29 protein-coding genes are annotated in these 26,554 nt (G+C 55.0%); 22 read left to right on the plus strand and 7 right to left on the minus strand.

Going from position 1 to position 26,554, the window contains the following annotated elements:
• Window positions 1-3 precede the first annotated feature (3 nt).
• From KZZ10_RS05975 to KZZ10_RS05995, 5 genes are read left to right on the plus strand one after another with little or no spacing between them, the layout of a single operon-like run.
• The gene (locus tag KZZ10_RS05975) at window positions 4-819 is read left to right on the plus strand and encodes an enoyl-CoA hydratase (protein WP_259660577.1); all 816 of its coding nucleotides are present in this window, start codon (window positions 4-6) and stop codon (window positions 817-819) included.
• An 8-nt stretch (window positions 820-827) separates the two neighbouring features.
• On the plus strand, window positions 828-1,592 hold the full coding sequence (locus KZZ10_RS05980) for a sulfite exporter TauE/SafE family protein (protein WP_259660578.1): 765 nt from the start codon (window positions 828-830) through the stop codon (window positions 1,590-1,592).
• Window positions 1,593-1,612: 20 nt separating this feature from the next.
• Entirely contained in the window at window positions 1,613-2,527 is a 915-nt protein-coding gene (gene rfbD, locus KZZ10_RS05985; RefSeq protein ID WP_259660579.1) for a dTDP-4-dehydrorhamnose reductase, read from the plus strand.
• The gene (gene waaC, locus KZZ10_RS05990) at window positions 2,524-3,489 is read left to right on the plus strand and encodes a lipopolysaccharide heptosyltransferase I (RefSeq protein WP_259660580.1); all 966 of its coding nucleotides are present in this window, start codon (window positions 2,524-2,526) and stop codon (window positions 3,487-3,489) included. Before rfbD ends, waaC begins: the two co-directional genes overlap by 4 nt.
• A gap of 10 nt (window positions 3,490-3,499) precedes the next feature.
• Complete coding sequence (locus KZZ10_RS05995) at window positions 3,500-4,900, plus strand: 3-deoxy-D-manno-octulosonic acid transferase (protein ID WP_259660581.1); 1,401 nt, start codon at window positions 3,500-3,502, stop codon at window positions 4,898-4,900.
• 161 nt (window positions 4,901-5,061) lie between these two features.
• Here KZZ10_RS05995 and KZZ10_RS06000 read toward each other — a convergent pair whose 3' ends face one another.
• Entirely contained in the window at window positions 5,062-5,835 is a 774-nt protein-coding gene (locus tag KZZ10_RS06000) for a type III pantothenate kinase (protein WP_259660582.1), read from the minus strand.
• On the minus strand, window positions 5,832-6,740 hold the full coding sequence (locus KZZ10_RS06005) for a biotin--[acetyl-CoA-carboxylase] ligase (RefSeq protein WP_259660583.1): 909 nt from the start codon (window positions 6,738-6,740) through the stop codon (window positions 5,832-5,834). Before KZZ10_RS06005 ends, KZZ10_RS06000 begins: the two co-directional genes overlap by 4 nt.
• A gap of 59 nt (window positions 6,741-6,799) precedes the next feature.
• Here KZZ10_RS06005 and KZZ10_RS06010 point away from each other — a divergent pair, with 59 nt between their 5' ends.
• The 17 genes from KZZ10_RS06010 to KZZ10_RS06090 all read left to right on the plus strand — a co-directional run bounded on the left by KZZ10_RS06010 (window position 6,800) and on the right by KZZ10_RS06090 (window position 22,085).
• Entirely contained in the window at window positions 6,800-7,927 is a 1,128-nt protein-coding gene (locus tag KZZ10_RS06010) for an ABC transporter permease (protein WP_259660584.1), read from the plus strand.
• Complete coding sequence (locus tag KZZ10_RS06015; protein WP_259660585.1) at window positions 7,924-8,721, plus strand: ABC transporter ATP-binding protein; 798 nt, start codon at window positions 7,924-7,926, stop codon at window positions 8,719-8,721. The genes KZZ10_RS06010 and KZZ10_RS06015 overlap by 4 nt, the downstream gene beginning before the upstream one ends.
• Window positions 8,708-9,625, plus strand: a complete 918-nt coding sequence (locus KZZ10_RS06020; RefSeq protein WP_259660586.1) for an MlaD family protein — start codon at window positions 8,708-8,710, stop codon at window positions 9,623-9,625. Before KZZ10_RS06015 ends, KZZ10_RS06020 begins: the two co-directional genes overlap by 14 nt.
• Before the next feature lie 9 nt (window positions 9,626-9,634).
• Entirely contained in the window at window positions 9,635-10,237 is a 603-nt protein-coding gene (locus KZZ10_RS06025; RefSeq protein WP_259660587.1) for an ABC-type transport auxiliary lipoprotein family protein, read from the plus strand.
• 7 nt (window positions 10,238-10,244) lie between these two features.
• Window positions 10,245-10,892 carry an alpha/beta hydrolase gene (locus tag KZZ10_RS06030; protein WP_259660588.1) on the plus strand — a complete coding sequence of 216 codons (648 nt, stop codon included), beginning with the start codon at window positions 10,245-10,247 and terminating at the stop codon, window positions 10,890-10,892.
• 56 nt (window positions 10,893-10,948) lie between these two features.
• The gene (locus KZZ10_RS06035; RefSeq protein WP_259660589.1) at window positions 10,949-12,298 is read left to right on the plus strand and encodes a D-alanyl-D-alanine carboxypeptidase family protein; all 1,350 of its coding nucleotides are present in this window, start codon (window positions 10,949-10,951) and stop codon (window positions 12,296-12,298) included.
• A 49-nt stretch (window positions 12,299-12,347) separates the two neighbouring features.
• On the plus strand, window positions 12,348-13,217 hold the full coding sequence (locus tag KZZ10_RS06040) for a D-amino acid aminotransferase (RefSeq protein WP_259660590.1): 870 nt from the start codon (window positions 12,348-12,350) through the stop codon (window positions 13,215-13,217).
• A gap of 2 nt (window positions 13,218-13,219) precedes the next feature.
• Complete coding sequence (locus KZZ10_RS06045; RefSeq protein ID WP_375372539.1) at window positions 13,220-13,492, plus strand: DUF493 family protein; 273 nt, start codon at window positions 13,220-13,222, stop codon at window positions 13,490-13,492.
• On the plus strand, window positions 13,492-14,124 hold the full coding sequence (lipB, locus tag KZZ10_RS06050) for a lipoyl(octanoyl) transferase LipB (protein WP_259660591.1): 633 nt from the start codon (window positions 13,492-13,494) through the stop codon (window positions 14,122-14,124). The genes KZZ10_RS06045 and lipB overlap by 1 nt, the downstream gene beginning before the upstream one ends.
• A gap of 62 nt (window positions 14,125-14,186) precedes the next feature.
• Complete coding sequence (gene lipA / locus KZZ10_RS06055) at window positions 14,187-15,185, plus strand: lipoyl synthase (RefSeq protein ID WP_259660592.1); 999 nt, start codon at window positions 14,187-14,189, stop codon at window positions 15,183-15,185.
• Window positions 15,186-15,208: 23 nt separating this feature from the next.
• Window positions 15,209-16,387 carry a CaiB/BaiF CoA transferase family protein gene (locus KZZ10_RS06060; RefSeq protein ID WP_259660593.1) on the plus strand — a complete coding sequence of 393 codons (1,179 nt, stop codon included), beginning with the start codon at window positions 15,209-15,211 and terminating at the stop codon, window positions 16,385-16,387.
• Window positions 16,388-16,435: 48 nt separating this feature from the next.
• On the plus strand, window positions 16,436-17,371 hold the full coding sequence (locus KZZ10_RS06065; protein ID WP_259660594.1) for a hydroxymethylglutaryl-CoA lyase: 936 nt from the start codon (window positions 16,436-16,438) through the stop codon (window positions 17,369-17,371).
• Window positions 17,372-17,440: 69 nt separating this feature from the next.
• The gene (locus KZZ10_RS06070; RefSeq protein WP_259660595.1) at window positions 17,441-18,427 is read left to right on the plus strand and encodes a Bug family tripartite tricarboxylate transporter substrate binding protein; all 987 of its coding nucleotides are present in this window, start codon (window positions 17,441-17,443) and stop codon (window positions 18,425-18,427) included.
• Window positions 18,428-18,434: 7 nt separating this feature from the next.
• Entirely contained in the window at window positions 18,435-19,244 is an 810-nt protein-coding gene (locus tag KZZ10_RS06075; RefSeq protein WP_259660596.1) for an aspartate/glutamate racemase family protein, read from the plus strand.
• 22 nt (window positions 19,245-19,266) lie between these two features.
• Complete coding sequence (locus KZZ10_RS06080) at window positions 19,267-20,718, plus strand: FAD-dependent oxidoreductase (RefSeq protein ID WP_259660597.1); 1,452 nt, start codon at window positions 19,267-19,269, stop codon at window positions 20,716-20,718.
• A gap of 21 nt (window positions 20,719-20,739) precedes the next feature.
• Window positions 20,740-21,504: an SDR family NAD(P)-dependent oxidoreductase gene (locus KZZ10_RS06085; protein ID WP_259660598.1), complete on the plus strand. Its 765-nt coding sequence runs from the start codon at window positions 20,740-20,742 to the stop codon at window positions 21,502-21,504.
• 29 nt (window positions 21,505-21,533) lie between these two features.
• Window positions 21,534-22,085 (plus strand): zinc ribbon domain-containing protein, encoded by a 552-nt coding sequence (locus KZZ10_RS06090; RefSeq protein WP_259660599.1) that lies wholly within the window; start codon window positions 21,534-21,536, stop codon window positions 22,083-22,085.
• 41 nt (window positions 22,086-22,126) lie between these two features.
• Here the strand turns inward: KZZ10_RS06090 and KZZ10_RS06095 are convergent, their stop codons facing one another.
• The 5 genes from KZZ10_RS06095 to KZZ10_RS06115 form a co-directional block, all read right to left on the minus strand.
• Window positions 22,127-22,681: a cob(I)yrinic acid a,c-diamide adenosyltransferase gene (locus KZZ10_RS06095; RefSeq protein ID WP_259660600.1), complete on the minus strand. Its 555-nt coding sequence runs from the start codon at window positions 22,679-22,681 to the stop codon at window positions 22,127-22,129.
• 13 nt (window positions 22,682-22,694) lie between these two features.
• Entirely contained in the window at window positions 22,695-24,026 is a 1,332-nt protein-coding gene (gene hslU, locus KZZ10_RS06100) for an ATP-dependent protease ATPase subunit HslU (RefSeq protein WP_259660601.1), read from the minus strand.
• A gap of 12 nt (window positions 24,027-24,038) precedes the next feature.
• A complete protein-coding gene (hslV, locus tag KZZ10_RS06105; RefSeq protein ID WP_259660602.1) occupies window positions 24,039-24,575 on the minus strand; it encodes an ATP-dependent protease subunit HslV in 537 nt (178 codons plus the stop codon).
• Window positions 24,576-24,681: 106 nt separating this feature from the next.
• Window positions 24,682-25,101 carry an RNA polymerase-binding protein DksA gene (gene dksA, locus KZZ10_RS15455; RefSeq protein ID WP_375372549.1) on the minus strand — a complete coding sequence of 140 codons (420 nt, stop codon included), beginning with the start codon at window positions 25,099-25,101 and terminating at the stop codon, window positions 24,682-24,684.
• A 301-nt stretch (window positions 25,102-25,402) separates the two neighbouring features.
• Window positions 25,403-26,515 carry a CobW family GTP-binding protein gene (locus KZZ10_RS06115; protein WP_259660604.1) on the minus strand — a complete coding sequence of 371 codons (1,113 nt, stop codon included), beginning with the start codon at window positions 26,513-26,515 and terminating at the stop codon, window positions 25,403-25,405.
• Window positions 26,516-26,554 lie beyond the last annotated feature (39 nt).

The following is a 26,554-nucleotide window of genomic DNA, read 5'->3' on the forward strand; positions in this document are numbered from 1 at the left end:
ATCATGACCACTACCAGACTGTTGCAAGGCGAAATCACCGACAACCTCATCATCGAAAAGAAAGATGGGGCCGGTTGGATTACGTTCAATGATCCTGCTCGCCACAATGCAATGTCATACGACATGTGGGTCGCGATTCCCAAAGTCATCAAAATGTTCGAAGAAGATGACGAAGTGCGCGTGATTGTGCTGACCGGTGCGGGCGGCAAATCGTTCGTAAGCGGTGCGAACATCTCTCAGTTTGAAAAACTGCGCACCGCGGCTGATGCTGTGGCGGAATACGAGCGTGTCGGTGAAGAAGCGCAAGGCTCGATCTACAACACCTTCAAGCCCGTGATCGGACGTATTGACGGCTACTGTATCGGTGGCGGTTTGAACCTGTCGCTCTGCTGCGATGTGCGTATTGCGTCGGACGCAAGCTCGTTTGCAATTCCCGCAGGTCGTTTGGGCTTGGGTTATCGCTTAACGGCAATTCGTAACTTGGTGACGACGGTGGGCGCAGCCCAGGCGCTGGACATCATGTTGTCCGCCTCACGCTTTACCGCCAAAGAAGCACACGCAAAAGGCCTCGTGCAGCACGTTGTGCCGGTCGCGGAGCTCGATAAAGCGGTTGATGAGTACGTCGCAAAAGTTGTCTCGAACGCGCCAATTACCTTGCGTACGGGTAAAAAAGCGATCCGCGAGTTCCAGAAGGTGGCTCCGCACATTGATATCGCGGGGATCAAGCAAATGGTGCTCGACTGTTTTGCCAGCGAGGATTATCAGGAAGGTAAGCGCGCGTTTGCTGAGAAGCGTGCACCAGTCTTCCGCGGCAAATAAGCGACTTTATGTCGCTTGACCTGTGGAATCAGCTGTTCCCGTCGATTCCTGTTTTTTTAGTGATGTGTGTGGTGGTGCTGCTAGCCGGTACCATTCGCTCATTTACAGGTTTTGGGGGCGGACTCGTTCTTGCACCGCTGTTTAGTTTGTTCATGACGCCGGCCGACCTAGTCGTGGTCGTGCTTGTGTTGAATTTCCTGACCTCAGTGCAGTCCTTGCCGGGCACCTGGCGCACCACCAGTTGGCCGTTGGTTTGGTCAATGCTGATCCCGTCCTTAGTGGGAGTTCCGCTAGGTGTATGGATGATCGAAGTGCTCGATCCCATGGTGATTCGCCGAGTGATTGGTGTGGTGGTCGCGGCACTTGCCGCAATCTTGCTGGTGGGCTGGACCTACAACGGTGCGCGTGGCCGCTTGCAGAATTGGATCGTCGGCATGGTTAGTGGTTATCTGACAGCGCTTGCAGGGGTCGGTGGACCACCGCTTGTTCTCTATCTGTTGTCGGATAAGACCCTCTCACCGGTTGTGATCCGATCATTTTTTATGATGTTTTTTGCGATTGGCCAGGTCTGTACGATGACGTATTTTGCGTTTCAGGGCCTGCTTAACGCGACGCAAATGGTGTATTCAGTCTCGTTTATTCCGATCTACGTTGCGTCGACGTTTCTGGGTACCTATCTGTTTCATCAGGCGCTTAAAACGCGGGCTGATCTGATCAAGAAATTCTCGCTTTGGTTCTTGCTGGTGGTTGGGGTGGTCACGTTAGTAATGTGATGGGGCATAATTTGGGCATCATGACACACAAGATCCTGTTGCTCGGTGCTAATGGCCAGGTTGGCCATGCCCTGCAGACCACGCTCAAGCCTTTGGGTGAGGTGGTGTGTTGCACCCGTGCGGAACTCGATTTATCCACGTTGTCCGCGCAGCCTGCTGCGCTGATTGAGTTGGTGCAGCGGGTCAAACCCCACATCATCGTGAATGCCTCCGCCTACACCGCGGTGGACCGGGCCGAGGCTGAGCCCGAACTGGCGACTTTGCTGAATGCCGAAGTGCCAGGATGGCTGGGAACAGCCGCCCAAACAGTCGGCGCCTGCGTCGTGCATTACTCAACTGATTACGTGTTTGATGGCAAAAAAGCGGGCGCCTATACAGAAATGGACCAGACCAATCCATTGTCGGTGTATGGACGCAGCAAGTTTGAAGGTGAGCGCCTACTTTCACAAAATTGCAAACGCAGCATTGTTTTACGTACCAGCTGGGTGGTGGGTGCAGTCGGTGGAAACTTCCTGAAAACCATGCTGAAGCTCGCCCAAGAGCGCGAGGTCTTACGGATTGTGTCAGACCAGCAAGGTGCGCCGACTTCTGCCAATTTGCTGGCACAAACAACCGCTGAAATCCTGCGCATCATGGCAGACCAGCCTGCGAACGATCAGCGCTGGGGCGTCTATCACTTGGTCGCCGCCGGCCAGACGAGCTGGCATGCCTATGCCAGTTATGTAATCGTACAGGCTCGAGAATTAGGTTGGCCGATGAAAATCAAGGACGAGGCGATCACGCCCATCCTGACCGCCGACTACCCGGTGGCCGCCACCCGACCACTAAATTCTGTGCTGGACACCACCAAGGTCCGGCAAGCCTTCGGGCTAAACCTGTCGGACTGGCGGGTTGGGGTGGATGAGGTGTTGCAGACGTTGAGCAAGTTGCGATGAGTATGCGAATTCTTCTAGTACGAACCTCTTCGCTGGGCGACCTCGTCCATATGTTGCCGGCCGTATCTGACATCGCCAAGCATTTGCCGGGCGCGCAGATCGACTGGCTGGCTGAAGAGTCGTTTGCCCAAATCCCGGCCTGGCATCCAGCCGTGTATGAGGTGATCCCCGTGGCCCATCGTCGTTGGCGACGGGCCTGGTTTTCTAGCGAAGTGCGTGCCGCGCGGCGCGCGCTCGAACAAACGTTGCGCGAGCGTCGTTACGACATCGTGCTCGATATGCAGGCCTTGCTGAAATCAGCCTGGCTTGTGCGTATGTCATACGGCGTGAAACATGGATTAGATTTCCGTTCGGCGCGCGAGCCTCTCGCTTCACTTTTTTATGACGTGCGACATCGCGTGGAGTTCTGGCAACCTGCGGTGACGCGGCAACGTGAATTAGCTGCTGCCACGTTTGGGTATACCTACGAAGGTGCTCCAGACTTTGGCTTACAGGCGTTCGAGGATATTGCCGCTTTGGTGCGTGAAACCCAAGCACCGTATGCGGTGATCATGCCGTCTGCTAGCCGCGACGATAAGTTGTGGCCTGCTGAGGATTGGCACGCCGTGTTTGATGCGCTGACGCAGCGCGGTCTAGAGTTAACGTTACTCGCAGGCAATCCTGCTGAAACGGAGCGCGCGCAAGCCTTGATCGCGGGCCGCAGCAACGCATCGGTATTGCCGCGCCTGGGGCTGCAGGATATTGCGCCGATATTGGCTGCCGCGCATGTGATGGTTGGATTGGATAGTGGCTTGACGCATTTGTCTGCAGCGCTGGGCCGACCCACGATAGGTATCTATAAAGCCTCGACCCCGGTACGCACACCTTTAGTGGGTTCTGGCTACACAGCGAGCCTGGGCGATCGCGGTAAATCCCCTGACCGGCATGCCGTTTTGGATGCACTGAAACAGGCTCTAGGCTAGTATTCGCAATATGGCACAACAAGCGTACACCCTTCTGCTTAGAATTTTCTCGCCCTTTATTTGGGCCTGGATGGCATGGCGCGGCCATAAGGCCGGCGGCGTTTGGCAGATCTTTTGCGCAGAGCGCTTTGGTTCCTACCCGCTACGTTGGGATGGTGAGGCGCCTGTCTGGATTCATGCGGTGAGCTTGGGTGAGACACGCGCCGCGCAAAGCTTGATCACGCTGTTGTTGTCACAAGGCAATCGCATCCTGCTGACACACACAACACCAACCGGTCGAGCAGAGGGCGCGCGCTTGTTCGCCGCAGAGATTGCGTCGGGCCAATTGCGTCAACAGTGGCTGCCCTATGATTTTCCTGGTGCAACACGCAAGTTTTTCGCGCACTATCGTCCGCGTTTAGCGCTGCTCATTGAGCGCGAAGTCTGGCCGAATCTGATTGAGCAAGCACGTTTGGCCGATGTGCCCGTGGTACTCGCAAGTGCGCGGTTCTCAGAGCGTGCGAAAGGTCATGTGCACCGTATAGACCAGTTGTTTATCAGTCTGATGCGCGATACGTACGCGAGCATTGATTTGGCGTTGGCGCAAACTGAAGACGATGCACGACGCTTGTATGAGATTGGTGCTCCAAACGTGCAAGTTGTCGGCAATTTAAAGTTTGATGTGCAGCTGCCAGTGTTAGCTGTAGAGGCGGGGCGTGGTTGGCGCGAGCGTTTAGGCCGCCCGATTATCGCGATTGCCAGCACCCGCGAGGGGGAGGACGCGATGTTCGTCCCAGCGATCAAGCAGCGGTTGCTACACAAAGACTCAGTCATCACTGATTACCACGTGCAGCTCGATCCTATTGAGATGCCAGCGGACGCACCGTTGTTTTTATTGATCCCTCGGCATCCACAACGGTTTGATGAGGCAGCCAAGTTACTGGAAGCTGCGAGCGTAAAGTATGTGCGCTGGTCGACTATTCGTCATAACGTAGACGCGCCGCAAGAACTTGCACAGACTGAAGTCGTCTTGTGCGACACCTTAGGTGAAATGCCGTTCTTCTACGCGGCCAGTGATGTGGCGATTGTTGCCGGCAGCTTTGCACCGCATGGCGGCCAAAACTTGATCGAGGCGTGTGCAATCGGCACGCCAGTCATCGTAGGCCCCTTCACACGTAATTTTGCGGATGCGGTCGACGGCGCCGTGGCGGTTGGCGCCGCAATTCAAATCGTGAGTTCTGAGTTAGTCGACCCCGCACAGCGTGCGGTGGCAACTGCGGTGAGTTGGCTGCAAGAACCAGAGGCCTTGGCAAATCGTGGTCGCTTAGGCCGTGATTGGGTGGCACAACATACGGGCGCTACGCAACGGATTGTGCAGCAGCTTAACGAGTTTGAAGCTGCCCGGGACCAATCTTCGCGGCGTCCGCGTTAAGCGGCGCGGCGATGTTAGCTGCAGGGGTGCGTCCCTTCTGCGCGCGTGGCGTACCAAACCAACCTTGCCCAACTGCGAACAGGCCAAGGTTAATTAACACCAAGATAATAAATAGCGTTCTCATTCATGCAATGTAATGAGAATAGTCGAGTTTCGTCAACCTAACCACCCGCCGGCACCAAATGCGCCAACCCATCTAACACTGGGTTGGCGAGCACTTCAATCTGAAGATGCCCAAGTAGTCTCCGCAGTTCTTGCTCCACTTCGGGCCAGCCGCCACCGCTCACACACAATACAGGCGCAATACCAAAGCGCTCTTGTGTAATCAGGCATTGGCGGTGCACGGCGCCTGCTTGTGCGGCGACTACGCCAGTTGAAATCGCTTGCAAAGTTTGCCGCGGATAGTCGGTGCCCGCACCACTAGCGAGTGGCAGGTTAGCTGTGCCCTGCGCGAGAGACTGGCGCATCAGTGCAGGACCCGGCAGAATCAAACCGCCTTCAAAATGATTACTCGGATTGAGAGTGTCAATCGTTGTGGCGGTGCCAAACGTGGCGAGCACCAGCGGCGGGTGCGTGGTCTTAAAGCGCGCGGCAAGGCCCAGCATTGAGATCCAGCGATCAGCCCCAAGCTGCTCGGGTTGCGCATACCCATTGGTGACACCGGCTTGCGACGCGGACGGTGTGATCCATTGCAGTGCGCAGTGGATGTCTTGCAGCGTTTGCTGAAGATGTTCTGCGACCACGTGTCCGGCAACATTCACACCCAACGCAGCAGTGGGTTGCACCGGAAGGGAAGCGAGCCATTTGCGTAGGCGCGTCGCAAGTTCAGTGAGTGGATTCAATGTAATGGCATGCGCGGCAGCCTCACGCCCGAGTCCCGGGTGTTGCCAGCCAAGCTTGATACGTGTGTTGCCGACATCCATCAAAATGATCATGCATCCCTCGTCGGGCTTGAGCGGGTTGGAGTGCGGGGTCGAATCGAAACGTCACCCACCAGAATGGGCAAGATGCCAGATGCGGTCTCGATCTTTAAGCGACCAATGGAATCAGTGCCGCAAGCAACGCCAGTATGTAGCAGTTTGCCCTGATCGATCACATCGACATGCTCACCCAGTAATCCGTCGACTTCCTGGTAGCGTGGCGCAAAAGCAGCATACCCTTTTGCGGCGTAATCGTGCAGGGTGCGCTGCCAAGCTTGTGCGAGTGTGGCGACGAGCGCGATGGGATCAACGGCGTGGCCCACCAAGATCTGTGAAAGATCCGCGACTGGACGGTTGAGATCCGCCGACAGCGCTGCAGCACCGGATAGATTGAGCCCCATGCCGATCACAAGCAGGGGTTGTTGTGGCTTAACCGACGGAGCGGTTTCCACCAAAATACCTGCGAGCTTGGCACTTTTCCACTGCAGATCGTTTGGCCATTTGAGTGTGAGGTGATGGGCAGCACGGGTACCCAGTAAAGGGGTGAGGACGTTGCGTAACGCCAGGCAGCTGGCGATGCCGAGCGCCGGTGCCAACCCGGGCAGTTCACCCGTACCAATTTTTGGGGCAAAGCCACAAGAAAACATCAGACACTCGCCTGCAGCGTTATGCCAAGGTCGCGCAGCGCGGCCTTTACCTGCCGTTTGCAGATGGGCACCAAGCAAGCGCGGCCAGGTGGCGGCAGGTGTGGTGTCAGACGCACCCCCCATCGTCCGCGCTAAGTCCCCCAGATCCTTATTAGTCGACCCGGTGCTTTTTACCCAATCCACTGCGTCAAATTCTGGCAGCAAACTGCCTAGCCTTTCACGAAACGTGTCGGGAGCAGGAAAAGGGATCGCAGCGTTTGAATCGATTGTCATCACCTGATTTTACGGGGTGATTTATGATGGGGGTACTTTATGGATTCCGTATCCTTTGCATGACACTTAGTTCGACTTCTTCGCAGGCAGACAGGTTGGTCGTTTTGGACGACAAGCGCTGCCGTCTGAGCGGGGATTGGAATGTGCAGGCCCTCGCCGTTTCGGGTGAAGTCGAGAAGCGCGCCGCGCGGCTCGCCCGGGTGCAACCCAGTATGGTCTGGGATCTGACCGGCATCACCAAGTTCGACGCAGTGGGTGCGCAACTGCTCTGGAAGCGTTGGGGCGCCAAGTTGCCTGCGGGCATACAACTGACAGACAGCCAGCGCGCACTGTTTGATGTGTTGGCTGAATATCCCGTTGAACCATCACCTGCAGCACAACCAAACGATTTACTTGGCTGGGTACGTAGCATCGGATTTGGTATGTTTGTCGCGGCGGAGCATGGCTTGGGCTTGCTGCGAATGCTCGGTGATTTCATGGGCGATCTAGGGCGTTTTATCTTGCGACCCTCTCGCGGCCCCTGGCGCGAGATCTCGGCGCAGGTGTATCGCGTGGGTGCGCAGGCGCTCGGCATCACGGCACTTGTTGGTTTTTTGATTGGCATCGTGCTGTCGTATCTCTCGGCACAACAGCTTGCGGTGTTTGGGGTGGGGCAGTTCATTGTTAAGCTCCTAGGTGTTGCAACCGTGCGAGAGCTCGGACCGATTCTGGCAGCTATCCTGGTCGCAGGTCGTTCAGGTTCATCGATTACCGCACAGATTGGTGTGATGCGTGTCACCCAAGAGCTTGATGCGATGGAAGTGATGGGGATCTCGCACGGGCAGCGGTTGATTTTGCCGCGGGTCATTGCGCTGGCGATTGCGATGCCGCTGCTAGTGCTCTGGACCGATGCGATTGCGTTGATCGGTGGGATGCTGGCGGCTAAATTCCAGCTTGGTTTAACGGTTGAGTGGTTCTTTGGCCAGCTGCCAGATGCCATTGGCATCAAAAATTATTGGATCAGTGTCATCAAAGGGATTACGTTTGGTGCCTGGATTGCCTTGGTGGCGTGTCATTTTGGACTGCGTATCAAACCAAACACCGAAAGTCTGGGGCGCGGTACGACTGCCTCGGTGGTGACGGCGATCACGGGCGTGATCCTGATCGATGCCTTGTATGCCATTCTCTTTAACGAGATGGGAATATGACGGCGACCCCCATCATCTCGGTTCAGCATCTCACGACTGCCTTTGGCACGCACGTCGTGCATCAGGACTTGAGTCTGGATATCTACCCTAAAGAGATCCTCGCGCTGGTGGGTGGATCAGGATCTGGCAAGACAACACTGCTGCGGCAGATTTTGGGGCTGGATCGTCCGCGCGAGGGCGTGGTGAAGGTCTTTGGTCGACCTGTGCATGACTACACGGGGCAGGATCGTATTGCGCTCACACACCGCTGGGGGATGTTGTTTCAGGCGGGCGCGTTGTTTTCTGCGTTGCCAGTATTCGATAATATTGCCTTGCCCTTGCGCGAATTACACCACCTGCCTGAATCCTTGATCCGCGATGTGGTGCTGATGCGGTTGAGCTGGATGGGGTTAACAGAGCGCGATGCAGGTTTGATGCCGTCAGACTTGTCGGGTGGCATGATCAAGCGTGTTGCACTGGCCCGTGCACTGGCGCTGGATCCGGAACTATTGTTTCTGGATGAACCCACAGCTGGGCTCGACCCGCAACGCGCAGATGAGTTTGTTGAACTGATTCGTGTGCTGCATCGTGAATTGGGCTTTACTGTCGTGATGGTGACGCACGACCTCGATACGATTGGTGCCTTGGCTTCGCGCGTTGCGGTCTTGGCTGAAAAGAAAGTGTTAGTTGAGGGTTCTCTTGAGGCGGTGATGGCAACCAAACACCCCTTTATTGAGGCCTTTTTTCATAGTGAGCGCGGTGTACGTGCGCTCGGGGCGACTGCCGCCAAGGATGTGAATCATGGAAAACCGTAGTCACGCATTGCTTGCGGGATTGTTTACTTTGCTACTGGTGATCGCAGGCGCGGTTGGCGCCGTGTGGGTCAGCAAGAAGAACGTGCCACTCTTGCCTTACGAGCTCGTCGCAAGCTCACCCGTCACGGGCCTGTCGGTGCAGTCGGCCGTGCGTTATCAGGGTGTGCCAGTGGGCCGCGTGCAGTCGCTACGCTTTATGCCTGACAAGCCGGGGCAGGTCCGAATTTTGATTGGAATAGACCCCAACACACCGCTGACCGAATCGAGCTGGGCCGAGATCGTGACGGCGGGTGTCACAGGGATTTCGAACGTCGAACTGCGTGACGACGGGAAGTCCAAGAAGCGTTTGGTTTCGTCCGTCGACAATATCCATGACATTCCGATTCGCCCAAGCTTTCTGGAGCGTTTGCAAGCGCAAAGCGATGAGGTCTTGCCCGCGCTGGACCGCATCATGGATCAGATTGAAAAAATCACGAGCGATCAGAATATTGATTCACTACAGACCACGATGAAGAACGTTGCCGAGTTATCGACCCAGCTTAACCAATCGGCGAAGTTGCTCGAGCCTGGATTAAAAAAGCTTCCCGCCATGGTTGATGGCGTCACTGCAATGACGCGTCGCATGGATGATGGCATCGTGTTACTGACGCGCCGACTCGATGGGGCAATGGCCGATATCAGTATCTTGACGCGTTCGGCGCAAGAGGCAATTGCAAAAGTCAATGCAACGACGCTGCCGGACGTGTCTTTGCTTTCATCTAGCGTGGTGGATGCATCTCGCACGCTGACGCGCACCGTGCGCCAATTTGGGCAGTCGCCGCAGTCATTTATTTTTGGGCCACCGCGTGTGGCACCAGGCCCAGGTGAGCCGGGCTTTGCAGGTTTTGGCTCAACTGCGCCGTAAAGGGAAATCATGCGTACATTTTGTCTAAAGATATTAGCGATCTTGACCGTGTTAGCCGCGGTAACCGGCTGCTCAGTGGGTGGCGGTGAGGCGCGTGCGCCCCGACAGCTTGATTTGGGCACGGGGCTGTCTGTACCTACGGGGAGCCTGCCCGCGCACCGACCGTTGTTATTGGCACCCGTGACGGCTTCGGCCTTGCTTAATGACACGTCGGTGATCTGGCGTGTGGGTGAGAGCGGGCAGCCTCAAGGTTTTACAACCTATCGCTGGGCGGCCCCGCCGGCGCAGCTTGTCACCCAGCGGCTGATGGCGCGACTGTCGCTGCAAGGTGCGGTGTTGGAGCAAGGAATTGGAGGTGATGCACCCCAGCTGCGCCTGAACCTACAGAGTTTTGAGCAACTGTTTGCGCCGGATGGTAAAGCGAGCCAAGGTGTGCTGATCATGCAGGCGGTCTTACTGCGTAACAACCGCGTCGTGGCGCAGAAACTGATCGATATCAAAGTGCCGGCGATCTCGCAGGATGCCACGGGCGGGGCGCAGGCCCTGCGGCTGGCGACAGATCAGGCTGCCGAACAAATGGCACAATGGTTGACTCCTTTTCTGAAACCTTAGTAGATTTATGCCCGCACATACTGAAACGACCACTTTTGACGGCTTAGCTGGTGTCATCGACTGCGCGCTCGATTGGCCCGAAGATATCCCCACAGGTTGGGCCTTGATTCTGCATCCAAATCCTTCTCAGGGTGGGACCCGCGACAACAAAGTGGTGACGACGCTTGCGCGTGCATGCGTGCAGCAGGGCTTGCTCGCCATTCGCCCTAATTTCCGTGGAATCGGCACCTCGGGTGGCTCGTTCGACCATGGCAAAGGCGAATTACAAGATATGGCTGCGCTGGTGGAGCAGTTTCGGGTGCGTTACCCCGAGATTGCCGCCAAGCCGTGGGTGTTAGGTGGGTTCTCTTTTGGTACATCTATTGGCGTGCAGTTGTATGCGCAATGGGAGAAACTGCAGAAAAACTTACCGAACATTGTCATTTTGACGGGCTCTGCCGCCCTGCGTTTTCGTCATAATGAGGCCAAAGCACCTGAAGATGCACTCGTGATTCACGGAGAGAACGACGAAGTTGTTCCCTTATCGGAAGTGATGGAGTGGGCGCGTCCGATAGGGATGCCAGTGGTGGTGATTCCAGAAGCCGGTCATTTCTTTCACGGCAAGCTGCTCGTACTAAGACAATTAGTACAGACAAGATTAAAGGCATTGCCCTAGCGCGCTGAATTGGAATGCCTATAATGAGGTTGTTACGTTGTTTGAAGACCTCAGCCATGTCCGAGCCTTTATTTTTAGCAGTCCGTGGCGCCTTGCGCGTAAGCGCCTTGACGCTTGCAGGCGCAGCTGTGGTGTTGTCGCTGGCACTCGGTTCGCCGCAAGTCTACGCCCAGAACTCTTCGACCCCGGCAGCTAAGCCCGCGCCCAAAGGCAAGGGCGAGCCCGCCGCCAAAGCGGAGCCCGCGGCCCCAGCCAAACCAGCACCCTCCGAGGCTGCCGTATCGGCCAAGACACCGTCACCTCTGACCCCCGTGCAAGTCGGTGAGATGTCGAGCGTACCTGCACCGACCATTGCAGCGCGCGCCTGGATTACCGTTGATGTGACCAGCGGACAGGTGGTGGCGTCTTCTAACGCCGATCAGAAAATTGAACCCGCCTCCCTGACCAAGATCATGACGGCGTATCTGGCGTTCACCGCAATTAAAGAAAAGCGTCTAACCCTCGAGCAGCAGGCCAATGTGTCAACGGTCGCTTGGAAGACGCGCGGTTCGCGTATGTTTATTGAGCCGCGCAAACCCGTCACGGTTGATGAGTTGGTCAAGGGCGTCATCATCCAGTCTGGCAACGATGCGTCAGTAGCCTTAGCCGAAGCGGTATCGGGTAGCGAGTCTGCCTTTGTTGACAACATGAACAAAGAAGCGGCGCGCATGGGCATGGTCAACACCGTGTTCAAGAATGCAACCGGTTTGCCCGATCCTGAACATGTCACCACCGTACGTGATTTGGCTATCATTGCGCGTCGCATGATCAACGATCATCCCGACTATTTTCCGTACTACTCGATGCGCGAGTTCACCTACAACAAGATCAAGCAGTCGAACCGCAATCGTTTGCTGTGGGCGGACCCCTCGGTGGATGGTATGAAGACGGGCCACACCGACGCCGCGGGCTACTGCCTGGTTGCGACCGCCAAGCGTGGTGATCGGCGTGTGATTACCGTGTTGGTGGGCTCTGATAGCATGGCCACGCGCGCGGAAGAAAGCCTCAAGATCTTGAACTGGACCTTCCAGAACTTTGAGACGATCAAGATTTTTGATAAGTCACAGCCGGCTGTTGAAGCGCGTGTCTGGCAAGGTAAAACCGATGAAGCCAAGCTGGGTGTGTCGGACCCCTTGTGGGTGACTGTGCCACGTGGTCGTGCCGGAGATGTTAAGCCCATTGCCAAGCGCCCAGACCCGCTGCTCGCCCCACTCGGTGCGGGTGAGAAAGTCGGCACACTGACCTTGATGCTTGATAATAAGTTGTTGCGCTCGGAGCCGCTTGAAGTACTAGAGGCCGTTGAACGCGCAGGCTTTGTTGGCCGCACGGTTGACAGTGTCAAATTGTGGTTCCGCAAGTCAGAATAATTTCCCAATAATCAATCGAACGCAGAGAGCAGAACAAATGGTGCAGAACATGTTGATTCAAGGTGTTTCGGGCAATCCAACCGTTTATGTGAACGGTGTCTTCGGACCGTTGTCCGAGGCAAAGATTTCGGTACTCGATCGCGGTTTTATTTTTGGTGATGGCATTTACGAAGTTGTGCCAATCTACAAGGGTAAGACTTTCCGTATGGCACAGCATTTGGCGCGTCTTGAGCGCAGCCTTGCCAAGTTACGGATTCAAAATCCAATGACGAAGGCGCAGTGGGAAGCCTTGGTTAAAGAACTCACCGATCGCAACTCTGAGCCCACCAGCATGGTGTACATCCAGGTGACGCGAGGGGTCGCGAAACGCGACCATGCCTTCCCCGTGCCACCCGTAGAGCCGACCGTGTTTGCGATGGTTGCGCCAATGACCCCACCGACTGCGGCGGTCCGAGACAAAGGCTTAACCTCCGTGAGTATCCCTGACGAGCGCTGGCTGCATTGCGATATCAAATCTGTTTCCTTACTCGGCAACGTGTTGGCCAAACAGGCCGCCGTGGATGCGGGTGTGGATGAGGTCATTCAATTCCGCAACGGCAACCTCACTGAAGGCGCGTCTTGCAATATCTGGGTGATTCAAAACGGCAAACTGGTTGCTCCGCTCAAAGACAACTTGGTGCTCGAGGGTATCCGGTACGGATTGCTGGAAGAGCTGTGCAAAGAAGCCGGTATTCCTTTTGAGTTGCGTGTGGTCAAGCAAGAAGAAGTTCAGGCCGCAGATGAAATCCTGATGTCTTCGGCGACCCGCGAAGTGCTGGCCATTGTGCAGCTCGATGGAAAGCCCGTTGGCGCTGGCAAACCTGGCCCAGTATTCCAGAAGCTGCGTGCTGCTTACGATGCGCGCATTGCCGCCCTGTAATAATGACTGCGCCTGAACAAGAGTCGCTGATCAAGTACCCGTCTGCGTTTCCCATCAAAGTGATGGGAAAACAGACGCCTGAATTAGCGCAAGTCCTGTCAGATCTGGTGCGCGAATATGATCCTGTGTTTGATCCGGCTACGGTTGAGATGCGCCCGAGCAAGGGCGGCAACTATATGGGGCTGACCTTCACCATTAATGCAACCTCGCGCGAGCAACTCGACAATCTGTATCGCGCGCTGCACGCACACCCGCTGGTTTCGGTGGTGTTGTAGTGTCGCGGGTGTGGCCGCGCCCCTCTGATTACGTGCCTGTCTGGCGCGCGATGCAGGATTTCACAAAAGCGCGTACGCCTGACACTTCTGACGAACTCTGGCTGGTTGAACACTCCCCGGTTTACACCTTGGGTCAAGCAAGCAAGCCTGAGCACCTGCTTAATCCCGGCAATATTCCCGTCATCCAAACCGATCGCGGTGGGCAGGTGACGTATCACGGCCCTGGGCAAGTCATGGTCTACATTCTGGCCGACCTCAAGCGCTCGGGGCACTACATCAAGCAGATGGTCAACGAGATCGAAGAGTCCGTTATCCTGACTCTGACTGGTTTCGGTGTTGAGCATGCTTGCCGCAAAGACGGCGCACCTGGAGTCTATGTCCCGATGGGCAACACGCTCGCCAAAATTGCCGCTCTGGGCATCAAAGTGCGCAATGGCAGCACCTATCATGGGGTCGCCTTGAACGTGGATATGGATTTAAAGCCTTTTGATGGCATTAACCCCTGCGGATATGCGGGATTGCAGACGGTCAACATGGTCGACATGGGGGCGCGTGCGCAGTGGGATGATGTCGCGCAAGCATTAGCCACACAAATCGCTGGCCAATGTGGCTTGCGGCTCTCCAACGGGTAGAATAGGGTTATCCCTTTACTCTTGGCGGCGCAACGTTTAACGGCGAAGCGCCCAGGTAATTTATGTCGACACCCACCCCATCTTCGGCCACTACTGAGTCAACCGCTGCGCCCTACGACGCGACGCAAAAGCAAAAGTCTCAGGCTAAAACTTCGCGCATCCCGATCAAGGTTATGGCCGCCGAGCGCTTAAAGAAACCAGAGTGGATTCGTGTCAAAGCGGCGCCGGCTGGTTCACGCTTCTACGACATCAAACGCATCTTGCGCGAACACAACTTGCACACGGTTTGCGAAGAAGCCTCTTGCCCCAACATTGGCGAATGCTTTGGTAAGGGCACGGCTACTTTTATGATCATGGGTGACAAGTGCACGCGTCGCTGTCCGTTTTGCGATGTGGGCCATGGTCGCCCCGATCCGCTGGATGTCGATGAGCCCGTTAACCTCGCGCGCACCATTGCAGCACTGAAGCTCAACTACGTGGTGATCACTTCTGTGGACCGTGATGATTTGCGCGACGGCGGTGCAGGGCATTTTGTGCAATGCATTCAGAAGGTTCGTGAGTTGTCCCCAACCACCAAGATTGAAGTCTTGGTGCCAGATTTCCGGGGTCGCCTAGACCGCGCGCTTGAGATCCTGGACGGTGGACCGCCCGATGTGATGAATCACAACATGGAGACGGTGCCGCGTCTGTACAAACAAGCGCGCCCTGGTTCTGATTATTTGCATTCACTCAAACTTTTACAAGAGTTCAAGAAGCGGCATCCTGGCACACCAACCAAGTCGGGTTTGATGCTTGGGCTGGGCGAAACCGACGAAGAAATTTTACAGGTGATGCGCGACATGCGCGCGCATGACGTAGAAATGTTGACGATCGGTCAATACTTGCAACCGTCAGAGCATCACTTACCCGTGTTGCGCTATGTGCATCCCGATACATTCAAGATGTTTGAGCGTGAAGCGTATGCCATGGGCTTTCATCATGCAGCGGTGGGCGCCATGGTGCGCTCGTCCTACCATGCAGATGAGCAGGCGCATGCCGCAGGTGTGGCGCAGGTTCTCTAGCTTAAACGGGTTTCACCGCCGCTATGCAGCTTCAAGGAATTCGTGTCGTTGACTTGACCCGTATTTTGTCTGGACCCTTCTGCACGATGTTTTTGGCTGATATGGGAGCCGAGGTCATCAAGATCGAAGATCCAGATGAGGGAGATCCGGTGCGCAAGCAAGGTGAAGCACCGAACGGATACTCGTTTTATTTCGCATCGTTTAACCGCAACAAGCGTTCGATCACCCTGGATCTGCGTTCAAGCGAAGGTAAAGAGATCTTGCGCAAGTTGCTAGCCACAGCAGATGTGTTGGTCAATAACTATCGACCTGGCATCATGGACAAGATGGGTTTTGGCCGCGAAGCGCTGGCACAGATCAAACCCGATTTGATTAGCTGCAACGTGACAGGTTTTGGTTTGGATGGCCCGTACGCAGATCGCCCGTCATTTGATTTTGTGGCACAGGCGATGAGCGGCTTCATGAGCGTCAATGGTGCGGCTGATCAACCGCCCATGCGCGCAGCACCGCCAATTTCGGATCTGGTGGCGGGCTCTTATGCCGCGATGGGCATTCTCGCAGCGCTGGTGCGACGCGCACGCACGGGTCAGGGCGAAGAAGTCACCACGGCTTTAACCGACAGCATGACAAGCATGCTGGCATTTTTGGCAGCCAACTATTTTGCGACCGGCAAGTTGCCGTTGCGTACCGGCAATGATCATGCGCTAGCGTCGCCTTACGGCTTGTTTGAAGCGGCCGATGGGCAGGTTGCGATTGCCCCGAGTAACGATACGTTTTATCTAAAGCTGATCGATGCGCTTGAGCTTGGACACTTGCGCGATCGCGCCGAGTTCAAAACCAATGCGCTACGGTTCGAGAACCGTGCCTTGATTAACGCCGAGTTAAACGCCAAGATCAAACAACAGCCGATTGCGCATTGGATCGCCCGCTTAAACGTGGCGGGTGTGCCTTGTGGGCGGGTGTTGAATCTGGGCGAAGTGTTTGAAGATCCGCAGACGAAGCATCAGCAGATGCGCCTGACGATCGAGCATCCTACGCATGGCGCAATGGATGTGCTGGGCTTTCCGATCAAATTTAGCGATGAGCCCTGCGTGATCCATCGTCCACCGCCTGACCTAGGTGCGGATAATGTTGCTGTTCTACAAGAAATCGGCTTAACGCCACAGGCGATTGCAGCGTTATCTAAGCGTAAAATCATTTGAACAAAAACAATTCTGAAAAAGCATTTCTGAACTTAAGAGAGACGAGCCATGAGCAAAACGTTTGTAAAGATTACTGAGGTTGGTACCCGTGACGGGTTTCAGGCCGAGCGCGAATTCATCCCAACTGCAGACAAGGTCGCCGTCATCGATGCCTTGATCGATGCGGGTATATCAAGTGTAGAAGCAACGTCGTTTGTGTCACCCCGTGCCTTGCCGCAACTCGCTGATGCAGCCGATGTACTGGCGCAGATACAGCGCAAGCCTGGTAAAGAAATCGCAGTGCTGGTGCCCAACGCCCGCGGTGCGGAGCGCGCAGCAGCTGCTAAGGCCGATGTCATGGTCGGTTTCATCTCTGCGAGCGAAAGCCATTGCAAGACAAACCTGAATAAGACGATTGACGAAGCCATTGCCGACTTCGCACAAGTTGTGCCCATTGCGGAGCAATGGGGCATCAAAATGCACGGTGGCTTGGCCACGGCCTTCGGTTGCCCGTTCGAAGGCGATGTACCAATTGAAAACATTTTGAAGATTGTCGGTGCCTATCATTCTTATGGGGTGCGTCGTATTGGTTTTGGTGACACGACCGGTATGGCCACGCCTCCTGTCGTGACACGGACGGTTGACGCTGTGCGCAACAAGTTTCCTGATATGCAGCTCGCACTGCACTTCCACAACACGCGTGGCGTGGGCTTGGCCAACGTGATGAATGGCTTGAAGCTTGGCGTGACGGAATATGAGTCCTCGATCGCCGGTTTGGGTGGCTGTCCGTTTGCACCGGGTGCAACGGGCAATATTTGTACCGAAGACTTGGTGTACCTACTGCACGAATGCGGTTACGAGACTGGCATTGATCTTGAGAAGTTGATTGCCGTTGCGCAGATGGTTGAAAAAATGATGGGCCGTCAGTTGCCTGGCCAAATGATGAAGGCCGGTCCGCGCTTAAAACTAATGTCTATGGATTCTGTGCGCCGTGCAGTAGGTTAAGTCATCGCAGTCGGGCAAAAGAGCAAAACATTGCCGGCCCGATTATTGAAGTATCTTTGAGGAGACAACATGTTTTTAAAAAAATATATGCCCGTTTGGGCACTTGCGTTAGGTTTGACAGCGGGTGGCTCAGCCGCTGCTCAAAGTGTGGCGTTCCCAACGCAGCCCATTCGTTTGGTGGTTGGTTTTCCGGCGGGCGGGGCTTCGGACGTTGCGGCGCGCGCGATTGCGAGCCAGATGACAATCCAGCTTGGCCAACAAGTCATTGTTGAAAATAAGCCAGGTGCGGCGAGCAATATCGGTGCTGAGTTTGTCGCGAAATCTAAACCAGATGGCTACACTTTGTTGTTGGGAACGATCTCGACGTCGATCAACGGAAGCTTGTATAAGAACCTGAACTACAACCCCAGCACCGATTTTGTAGCAATATCGCAAATCGCGTCCACTGCGTTCTTGTTGGTTTCGAATCCCAGTTCGCCTTATAAAACGGTGGCCGATATCATTGCGGCTGCAAAGAAGGCACAAGGCACCTCACAACTGCCTGATTACGCGACCGCCGGTAACGGCAGTGGTTCGCATTTGTTTACGGAACTTTTCGCCTCAATGGCGGGCATCAAGCTCAACCATATTCCCTATCGCGGCGCAGCACCAGCAGTCGCAGACGTGATGGGCGGGCAGGTGCCGATTACGTTCGACAACATCCTGACGACACTTGCACAAACCAAGTCCGGCAAGTTGCATGCGATCGCAGTGAGCACCAAGACGCGCTCAAGTGTTGCGCCTGAGATCCCAACCATCGCTGAGTCCGGTGTGCCCGGCTACGACGCCACAGCATGGTTTGGTATTTTTGCGCCCAAAGGTACGCCCACCCCGATCGTGAACAAGCTAGCTGAATCGATTCAAGCTGCTGTACGCACTCCGGCTGTCACAGAGGTATTGCTTAAATCCGGCGCCGAGCCTGTCGGTTCAACGCCAGCGCAATTTGATGCGTTCTATAAAGCCGAAGTCGCGAAGTGGGCACAGGTGGTTAAGAACGCCAACGTCAAAATCGACTAAGCAAATCATGAAAATCTGGCATCAAAGTTTTACGGTATTGGGGGATTTGGGTCCTTATCAACAGGCGCTCAAAGCCCACTTCGCACGTGTGGCACGACCCGATACACAAATCGACATGCATGGCATGGCACCCGGGACCTACTCTTCTAATTACCCCGGTTCTGATATTCGTCACGCAGCCCTGTTTCATTTGCATGGCATGCAGTTCATGCAAGCGGCGGTGTTGGCGCAAGAGCAGGGCTACGATGCGTATTCGATTAGCACCTTGCCTGATCCGGCATTACGCGAGATTCGCGCGTTAGTGGACATTCCGGTGATTGGGTACGGTGAGTCGGCTATGTTCACGGCCTGCTTGCTTGGTCGTAAGTTTGGTGTCCTGGTGTTTATCGAGGACTTTAACGAGCTCCTCGCACAAAACGCGGAAAGCTATGGCTTGTCGTCACGCTTTGCGGGTGCCGCACCAGTGGGCTTCACGTTTAACGATGTCTTGAAGGGTTTCGAAGACCCGACCGAGATGATTGAAAAATTCAAGGTTGCCGCTCGCAAGTTGATTGCGCAAGGTGCGGATGTCATTATCCCGGGTGAGGCACCGATGAACGTGCTGTTGGCCCGCAATGGCGTGACTGAAGTCGACGGCGTAACAATCATGGATTCGCTGGGCACATGGGTCAAGCACGCTGAAATGATGGTGGACTTGCGTCGCTTATGCGGCACCAAGCCGAGTCGCAAGGGCTACTACCATCGCTTGCCTGAACTTGAGCGTGTCAAAGAGATCTTCACGTTCTACGGAATTGATAAGCGCACACCTGGTGTTTGAAGGCACTGGTGCGGGAGGAAACATGGAACAACAGTTTGATGTGGTCGTCGCAGGGTGTGGCGTAGCGGGCTTATCCGCCGCTGTCACAGCCGCCGAGCGTGGCTTAAAGGTGGCCGTACTCGAACGTTCGTCGCGCGAAGAGCGTGGTGGACAAAGTCGTTACACCGAGGCCTATCTGCGCATGAAGGCGTTGGATCAAGTGACCGATGACTTTGAGGACTTTCTAGCCTCAAACGTGGGCTTGTATGTCGAGCCCGACCTAATGGCCGAGATGGCAACGGGTCGTGAAAACTGGTCGCACGCAACGCGCACACTGGCCTTGCCTGACACCGAAGTGATTGGCAACTTTGCGGATAAAGTACCGCCAACCATCAAGTGGTTGCAGGGCCTCGGTGTGAAGTTTGACTTTCTTCCGACGCAATTTCTCACCAAGACACAGCCGCGTCTGTTGCCCGTCGGTGGTGGCGCAGCCTTGGTCGATGCCCTAGCCGCGCAAGCAGAAAAGCTTGGCGTGACATTTTTTTATCACACGACTGCCCGCCGTCTGATTTTGGATGAGGATGCACGCGTGGCTGGTCTGGTCGCACATCAGCAAGGCGCACGCACAATCCGTTTCAAGGGCAGTGTGGTCTTGGCCTGCGGTGGCTTTGAAGGTAACCCTGCATTGCAATCCAAATATATTGGACCCCGCTCGGTGTATTTGCGCCCAATTTGTAAAGGCGCGTACTTCAATCGCGGTGAAGGGATCGAGATGGCGCTTGAGATTGGTGCCGCGCCCTCCGGTGATTTCGGGAGTTACCACGCTGAGCCGATTGATCCGCGCTCGGGTGTGTCAGAGCCTTCGGTTTTTATTTTCCCGTATGGCATTCTGGTCAACAAGTCCGGCAAGCGCTTTGTAAATGAGGCGCCTGGTACGGTCGACGCCTGGTATGAGCGAATCACGCGCAGAATCTATGAGCAAGACGAGGGTATCGCCTATGTGATTCTGGATCAGCGCATCAAAGATATTCCTAACTATCGGCTAGCAATTCGCAGTGATCAGCCGGCCATCGAGGCAGATTCGATCGAGGCGCTTGCAGTCAAGCTGGGTATTGATCCAGACACGCTCGCGCAAACACTCGATGACTACAACGCGGCGTGCCCCGCTGTCGTAAATCATTATGATCCGCTTAAGTTGGATGGTGTAGCCACGACGGGTCTGCAACCGCCTAAAAGTAATTGGTCCCTGCCGATTGATCGCGGCCCGTTCATGGCGTACCCGATTATCTCGGCAAACGTCTTTACCTTTGGTGGACTGAAGGTGAATCCAAATGGTCAGGTAGTGGATACCGATGGGTATCCGATGCCAAATTTATACGCGGCCGGTGAAGTGATCGGCATGTATTACACCAACTACGCGGGGGCGACCTCAGTGTTGAAAGGGCTCGTGTTCGGGCGACTCGCTGCGCAGAATATCGCTGAACAGCACATATAAGTAGTTTTGTCGGAGACATCGATGTACGCAGCACAATTTTTGTCAGGCCGTGTCGCGCTCGTCACAGGGGGCGCAGGAGGCATTGGCAGCGCCGTGTCTGAGGCGTTGGCGTCTTATGGTTGTCAGGTGGTCGCTGCAGACCTTCCGACACGATTAGGTGCGATGGATACGGGCGGTGGCATTGAGCACGTGGCTCTGGATGTCACGGACGCGCGTGATGTGCAACAGTGTATCGAAGGGGTGGTCAAGCGCCACGGCCGCTTGGATATTCTTGTCAATGTGGCAGGAATTGTCTCTGCCGGTAGTGCGCAAGCCTTGGCCGAAGCCGAGTGGGACCGCGTCATTGATATCAATCTGAAAGGTACGTTTCTGTGTTGTCAGGCCGTGATACCGGTGATGAAGCAACAGCAACATGGCCGGATTATTAATTTTGGTTCTGTGCTGGGCAAAAATGGCGGCAATCCACGCCCTTGGATTGACCCCAAAGAACAAGAGCGTGCCGGCAATGTCGCCTATGGCGTCTCTAAAGCGGGTGTACACATCATGACGTCCTATCTGGCGCGTGAGTTAGCAGCCAGCGGAGTGACGGTTAACGCGGTAGCACCCGGGCCGATCGCGTCGGCGATGACAACGAGTTTTCCACAAGTTTTGCGCGATTTGATTCCAGTCGGGCGAATGGGGCGCGCTGCGGAAGTCGCTTCGGCGGTTTTATTCCTTGCTTCGCCTGAGTCGGCCTTCATTACTGGAGAAGTGTTGGATGTAAACGGCGGCTTGTGGTCAGATTGATGTTTAAGTGTGTGACGGGCAAGTATTAATTGCTTACACCGCTTACACTCTTGTTATTCCCTGATGTGAGGTTTGTGATGCCCTTCTGTACCGCTTGTGGTGCCAAGAATTCCGACGACGCTCGGTTCTGTAATGCGTGTGGTGCGGCGATGCCCACGTCTGCGCTGGTGACCCCTGTTGCGCTAGTGCCTAGTGTTAAGCCGTTCGATAATCCGAACGAGTTGTGGAAGATGTTCTTCTACGTTGCGTTCTTCAACTTAGGGATGTATTTTTTTACAACCTCATCCGAGGATTTGGTCAGTTACGGCATGGCCGTAATCGTGGGTATTTCGGCCATCTATTTTGCGCTGGCGTATTGGATTATCAAGGTGCAAGGGGTTGATAAGAGCCGATCGCTTTGGCTCTTGCCGCTGATTGCCTTCCATGTGTATGCCTATTTGGATGGGTTGTCTGGCTTGGACGAGCTGACCAATCCCAATACCTTTGATTTTTACGACACCTATTTGTCTGGCTTGCCTGAGCTGTTTATTTTGATCAAGCTCTTTTTGGCGATCCGTGAGCGCATCTCACAGAAAGCATAACAAGCGCAGACACGGCGGCCTAAACCGCCATCCTTGCAAGCTTAGGTGCGCTTCCAGAGCGAGTCGGGTTGACCGGCCGCTTTGTTCAGGCTGCGTGCCAAAATAAACAACAAGTCAGATAGGCGATTCAGATACTGTCCGGGTAAGGGGCCAAGTGATGGCGCAGATGCAGCATCATGCCCGAGCGCGACGACCGAACGCTCTGCCCGACGACAGACGCTACGCGCAACATGGGCGAGCGATGCTGTACGCGTCCCACCCGGTAGGATGAATTCTTTCAAGGCTGGCAGGTTGGCATTCAAGGCAGCGATCTGTTGATCGAGGTACGCGACCTGTTCGGCTTTCATCAGGGAATAGCCAGGCACGGCGAGCTCGCTCCCCAAGTCAAACAGCACATGCTGAGCCGGCGCGATGACGGCGGCGAGATCTTGCGGCAAGGGTTCTGCCAGCAACACACCTAGGCAGCTATTTAGTTCATCAACGTCGCCCATAGCCTGCACGCGCGCGCTATCTTTTGCGACACGACTGCCATCACCTAATCCCGTAGAGCCATCATCCCCGGTACGGGTTGTAATGACAGAAAGGCGAGTGCTCATAGTTTGTTGCCTTTTATAAGACGTAACGGGCGAGATCCTGACTGCCAGCCGCTTCAGCTAACTTGTCATTCACGTAGGCTGCATCGATGCTGATGGTTTTGCCACTGCTTGCTGTTGCGTCAAAGGATAAGTCTTCGAGCAACTTTTCCATCACGGTGTACAGCCGACGGGCACCAATGTTTTCTGTACGCTCGTTCACGTCGAACGCGAGCTCAGCCAGGCGTGCAACCCCCTCTTCTGTAAACGACAGTTGTACGTCCTCGGTTGCAAGCAGTGCAGTGTACTGTTTGGTGAGCGACGCATCGGTGTCACAGAGAATGCGGACAAAGTCTTTGGCAGTGAGCGATTCAAGCTCAACGCGGATCGGAAAGCGTCCCTGTAATTCGGGGATGAGATCGGAGGGACGAGACAGGTGAAACGCACCGGAGGCGATAAACAGAATGTGGTCCGTCCGGATCATGCCGTATTTGGTTGTGACGGTCGTACCCTCAACGAGCGGCAACAGATCGCGCTGCACGCCCTGGCGCGATACATCGGCACCACCGGTTTCTTGACGCGTAGCGATTTTGTCGATCTCGTCCAAAAACACGATGCCGTGCTGTTCGACTTTGTTGATGGCAACTGTTTTGATGTCATCTTCATTGATCCGCTTGGAGGCTTCTTCCTCAACGAGGAGTTTGAACGCTTCTTTCACCGTCATCTTGCGCGATTTCTTTTTGTCTTGCGACAAGCCGGCAAACATACCCTTGAGTTGCTCAGCCATATCCTCCATGCCGGGCGGCGTCATGATGTCCATCTTGGGCATTGTCTGCGCCACATCGATTTCAATTTCTGTGGCGTCGAGCTGTCCTTCACGCAGCCGTTTGCGAAAGGTCTGGCGCGTGGCGTTCTCTTCGCGAATTGGTGAGCCATCTGCAGCCCGGGGTGGTGCAAGCAACACGTCAAGAATACGATCTTCGGCTGAATCCTCCGCGAGCGTGCGCACGCGTTTCATTTCTTGTTCGCGTGTTTGCTTGATGGCGATTTCTGCGAGATCACGAATAATCGTGTCAACATCACGGCCGACGTAGCCCACCTCGGTGAATTTGGTCGCCTCAATTTTGATGAAAGGTGCATCCGCGAGTTTGGCGAGGCGACGTGCGATCTCGGTTTTGCCAACACCGGTTGGTCCGATCATCAGAATGTTTTTTGGATGAATTTCGCTGCGCAGCGGCTCAGAAACTTGCTGGCGACGCCAGCGGTTGCGCAGCGCAACGGCGACAGAGCGCTTGGCTTTTTGTTGTCCGACGATATTCTTGTCGAGTTCCGAGACAATCTCACTAGGGGTCATCGATGAGGCAGACATGGTGATTCCAGCTTATTCGAGTGTTTCAATCAGATGTTGCTGATTGGTGTAGATGCAGAGGTCGCCCGCGATCTCGAGCGATTGTTTGACGATATCGTGTGGCGAAAGTTCAGTGTGACGTAGTAGGGCCATTGCGGCTGATTGGGCATAGGCGCCACCTGAGCCGATCGCAGCTAAACCGTTTTCGGGCTCAAGTACGTCGCCATTGCCTGTCAGGACAAGTGTGTGGTCACGATCAGCGACGATCAGCATGGCTTCGAGTCGGCGCAGGACGCGATCCGTGCGCCAATCACGCGTAAGCTCAACGGCTGCCCGCATCAAGTTACCTTGATGCTTTTCCAGTTTGCCTTCGAAGCGCTCTTGCAAGGTAAAGGCGTCGGCCGTTGCTCCAGCAAAGCCCGCCAGAATCTTGTCGTGATACAGGCGACGAATTTTCCGCGCTGTGCCTTTGATGATGATGTTACCAAGCGTGACCTGGCCATCGCCGCCGAGCGCAACCTGGTTACCGCGGCGAACGCAAACGATGGTGGTTCCGTGAAATTGTTCCATATACACACTCTAGAGAGAACAAGGGCACACTCTAGATGATTGGAGTGTGCCCGTTGGCGGTGAATCGTAAACGCTAAGCTTAAACGCAGAGATTAAACGTGTGCGTTTAATCCCCGAACATCTTTTGACGCATTTCGCGACGCTCCTGAGCTTCAAGCGACAGTGTCGCGGTTGGGCGAGCTAACAAACGACGCAGGCCAATGGGCTCTCCGGTTTCTTCGCACCAGCCGTACTCGCCAGCGTCAATACGTGCAATGGACTGCTGTACTTTCTTGAGTAGTTTGCGTTCGCGGTCGCGAGTACGCAACTCAAGCGCATGCTCTTCTTCGATCGTAGCGCGGTCAGCGGGATCGGGTACGAATTGTGTTTCGCGCAAGTGCTCGGTCGTCGCACCTGCGTTGCTCAAGATTTCCTGCTCAAGCTGGCGCAGACGGTCACGGAAGAAGCCAAGCTGACGCTCGTTCATATATTCCGATTCGGGCATACGCAGCAGTTCGCTTTCTGTGGGCAGGTTGTTCTCAGACAAATCGCCAGCATTGAAAGGTTTTTTCTTGGCTACTTTTGCTTCAACAGCAGGAGCGGTTTTAACTGGCACAGTCTTTGCGGGCGCCTTGGCTGCAGGCTTCGCAGAGGTTTTCGCAGCAGGAGCTTTAGGAGCGGGCTGTTTGGCGGGTGCTGGTTTAGCAGCGACTGCACTTTTGGCGGGTGCGGACGGTTTTTTTGTCACGGCGGCTTTGCTTGCGCTGGCCTTGCCTGCTACGGGTTTTGCTGCCTTGGTTGCCATAAAGGACTCCATAAAATAAATTCTGCACGCGAGCGCAGAGGTACTACTTGGCCAAGCACTGCTCCAGACCTTTGGTAAAGATCTCTTGGGGCAACTTGCGTCCGATGAAAACCATTTTGGTGGATTTTTTTTCGTTGGCCAGCCAGGGTTTGCCGGGTTCGGCACCCATCAACATATGCACGCCCTGAAACAACATGCGCTTGTTGATGCCTTTCATGTACAAAATACCTTTGTAACGCAGCAGATCGGGGCCATAGACTTGGACCACGCCGCCTAAAAATTCTTCCAAGCGCTCTGGATCAAAAGGTTTGTCTGACTTGAATACAAATGCGCCGATGGTGTCATCGTGTGCGGGTTTTGGGTGGTGATGATCGGGATGCGAGCAGTTCGCATGATCGTGATCATGGTCGTGATGATGATCATGGTGGTGATCGTGATCATGGTCATGATCGTGGTCATGTGCCGCGTCAGGATGTTCGTCTGCCAGAAAAAGGGGATCAATATCCAGAATCGTGTTCAGGTTAAAGCCGCTGATGTCTATCAGCTGCTTAAGGTCGGTTTCCCCGAAATTGACGACTTCAATCGACGCGCGTGGGTTCATGTGTACGATGCGGCTTCGCAAAGTCGCGAACTCAGCATCGGTCACTAGGTCTTTTTTAGAAACTAGGATGCGATCGGCAAAGCCAACCTGTTTTTGCGCTTCTTCCTGTTCGTCGAGTGTTGCCATGCCGTGCTTGGCGTCAACGATCGTCACGACCGCGTCTAGGCGGTAGTACTCAGCGATATCGTCGTCCATAAAGAAGGTCTGGCAGACCGGACCGGGGTTAGCCATCCCAGTGGTTTCAATAATCACGCGCTCGAAATTCAAATCGCCCGCCTGACGACGCTTACGCAGATCGTTCAGCGTACGCATCAAGTCGCCGCGCACGGTGCAGCAAACGCAGCCGTTAGAGAGCTCGATGATTTCTTCGTCTTGATCTTGTACGAGCAAGTCGTTATCGATACTTTCCGGTCCGAACTCGTTCTCAATCACGGCGATACGCTTGCCGTGGTATTCCGTCAGGATACGTTTGAGGAGTGTCGTTTTGCCCGCACCGAGAAAGCCGGTGAGGATCGTGACGGGGACCATTTTGTCCAAACTACTTGGGGAATTCATGTGCGGATTAACTTCAAAAACGGTAAGGGTGCAGTAGGC

The sequence above is a fragment of the Zwartia hollandica genome (genome assembly GCF_019923725.1).
Taxonomy (GTDB): domain Bacteria; phylum Pseudomonadota; class Gammaproteobacteria; order Burkholderiales; family Burkholderiaceae_B; genus Zwartia; species Zwartia hollandica.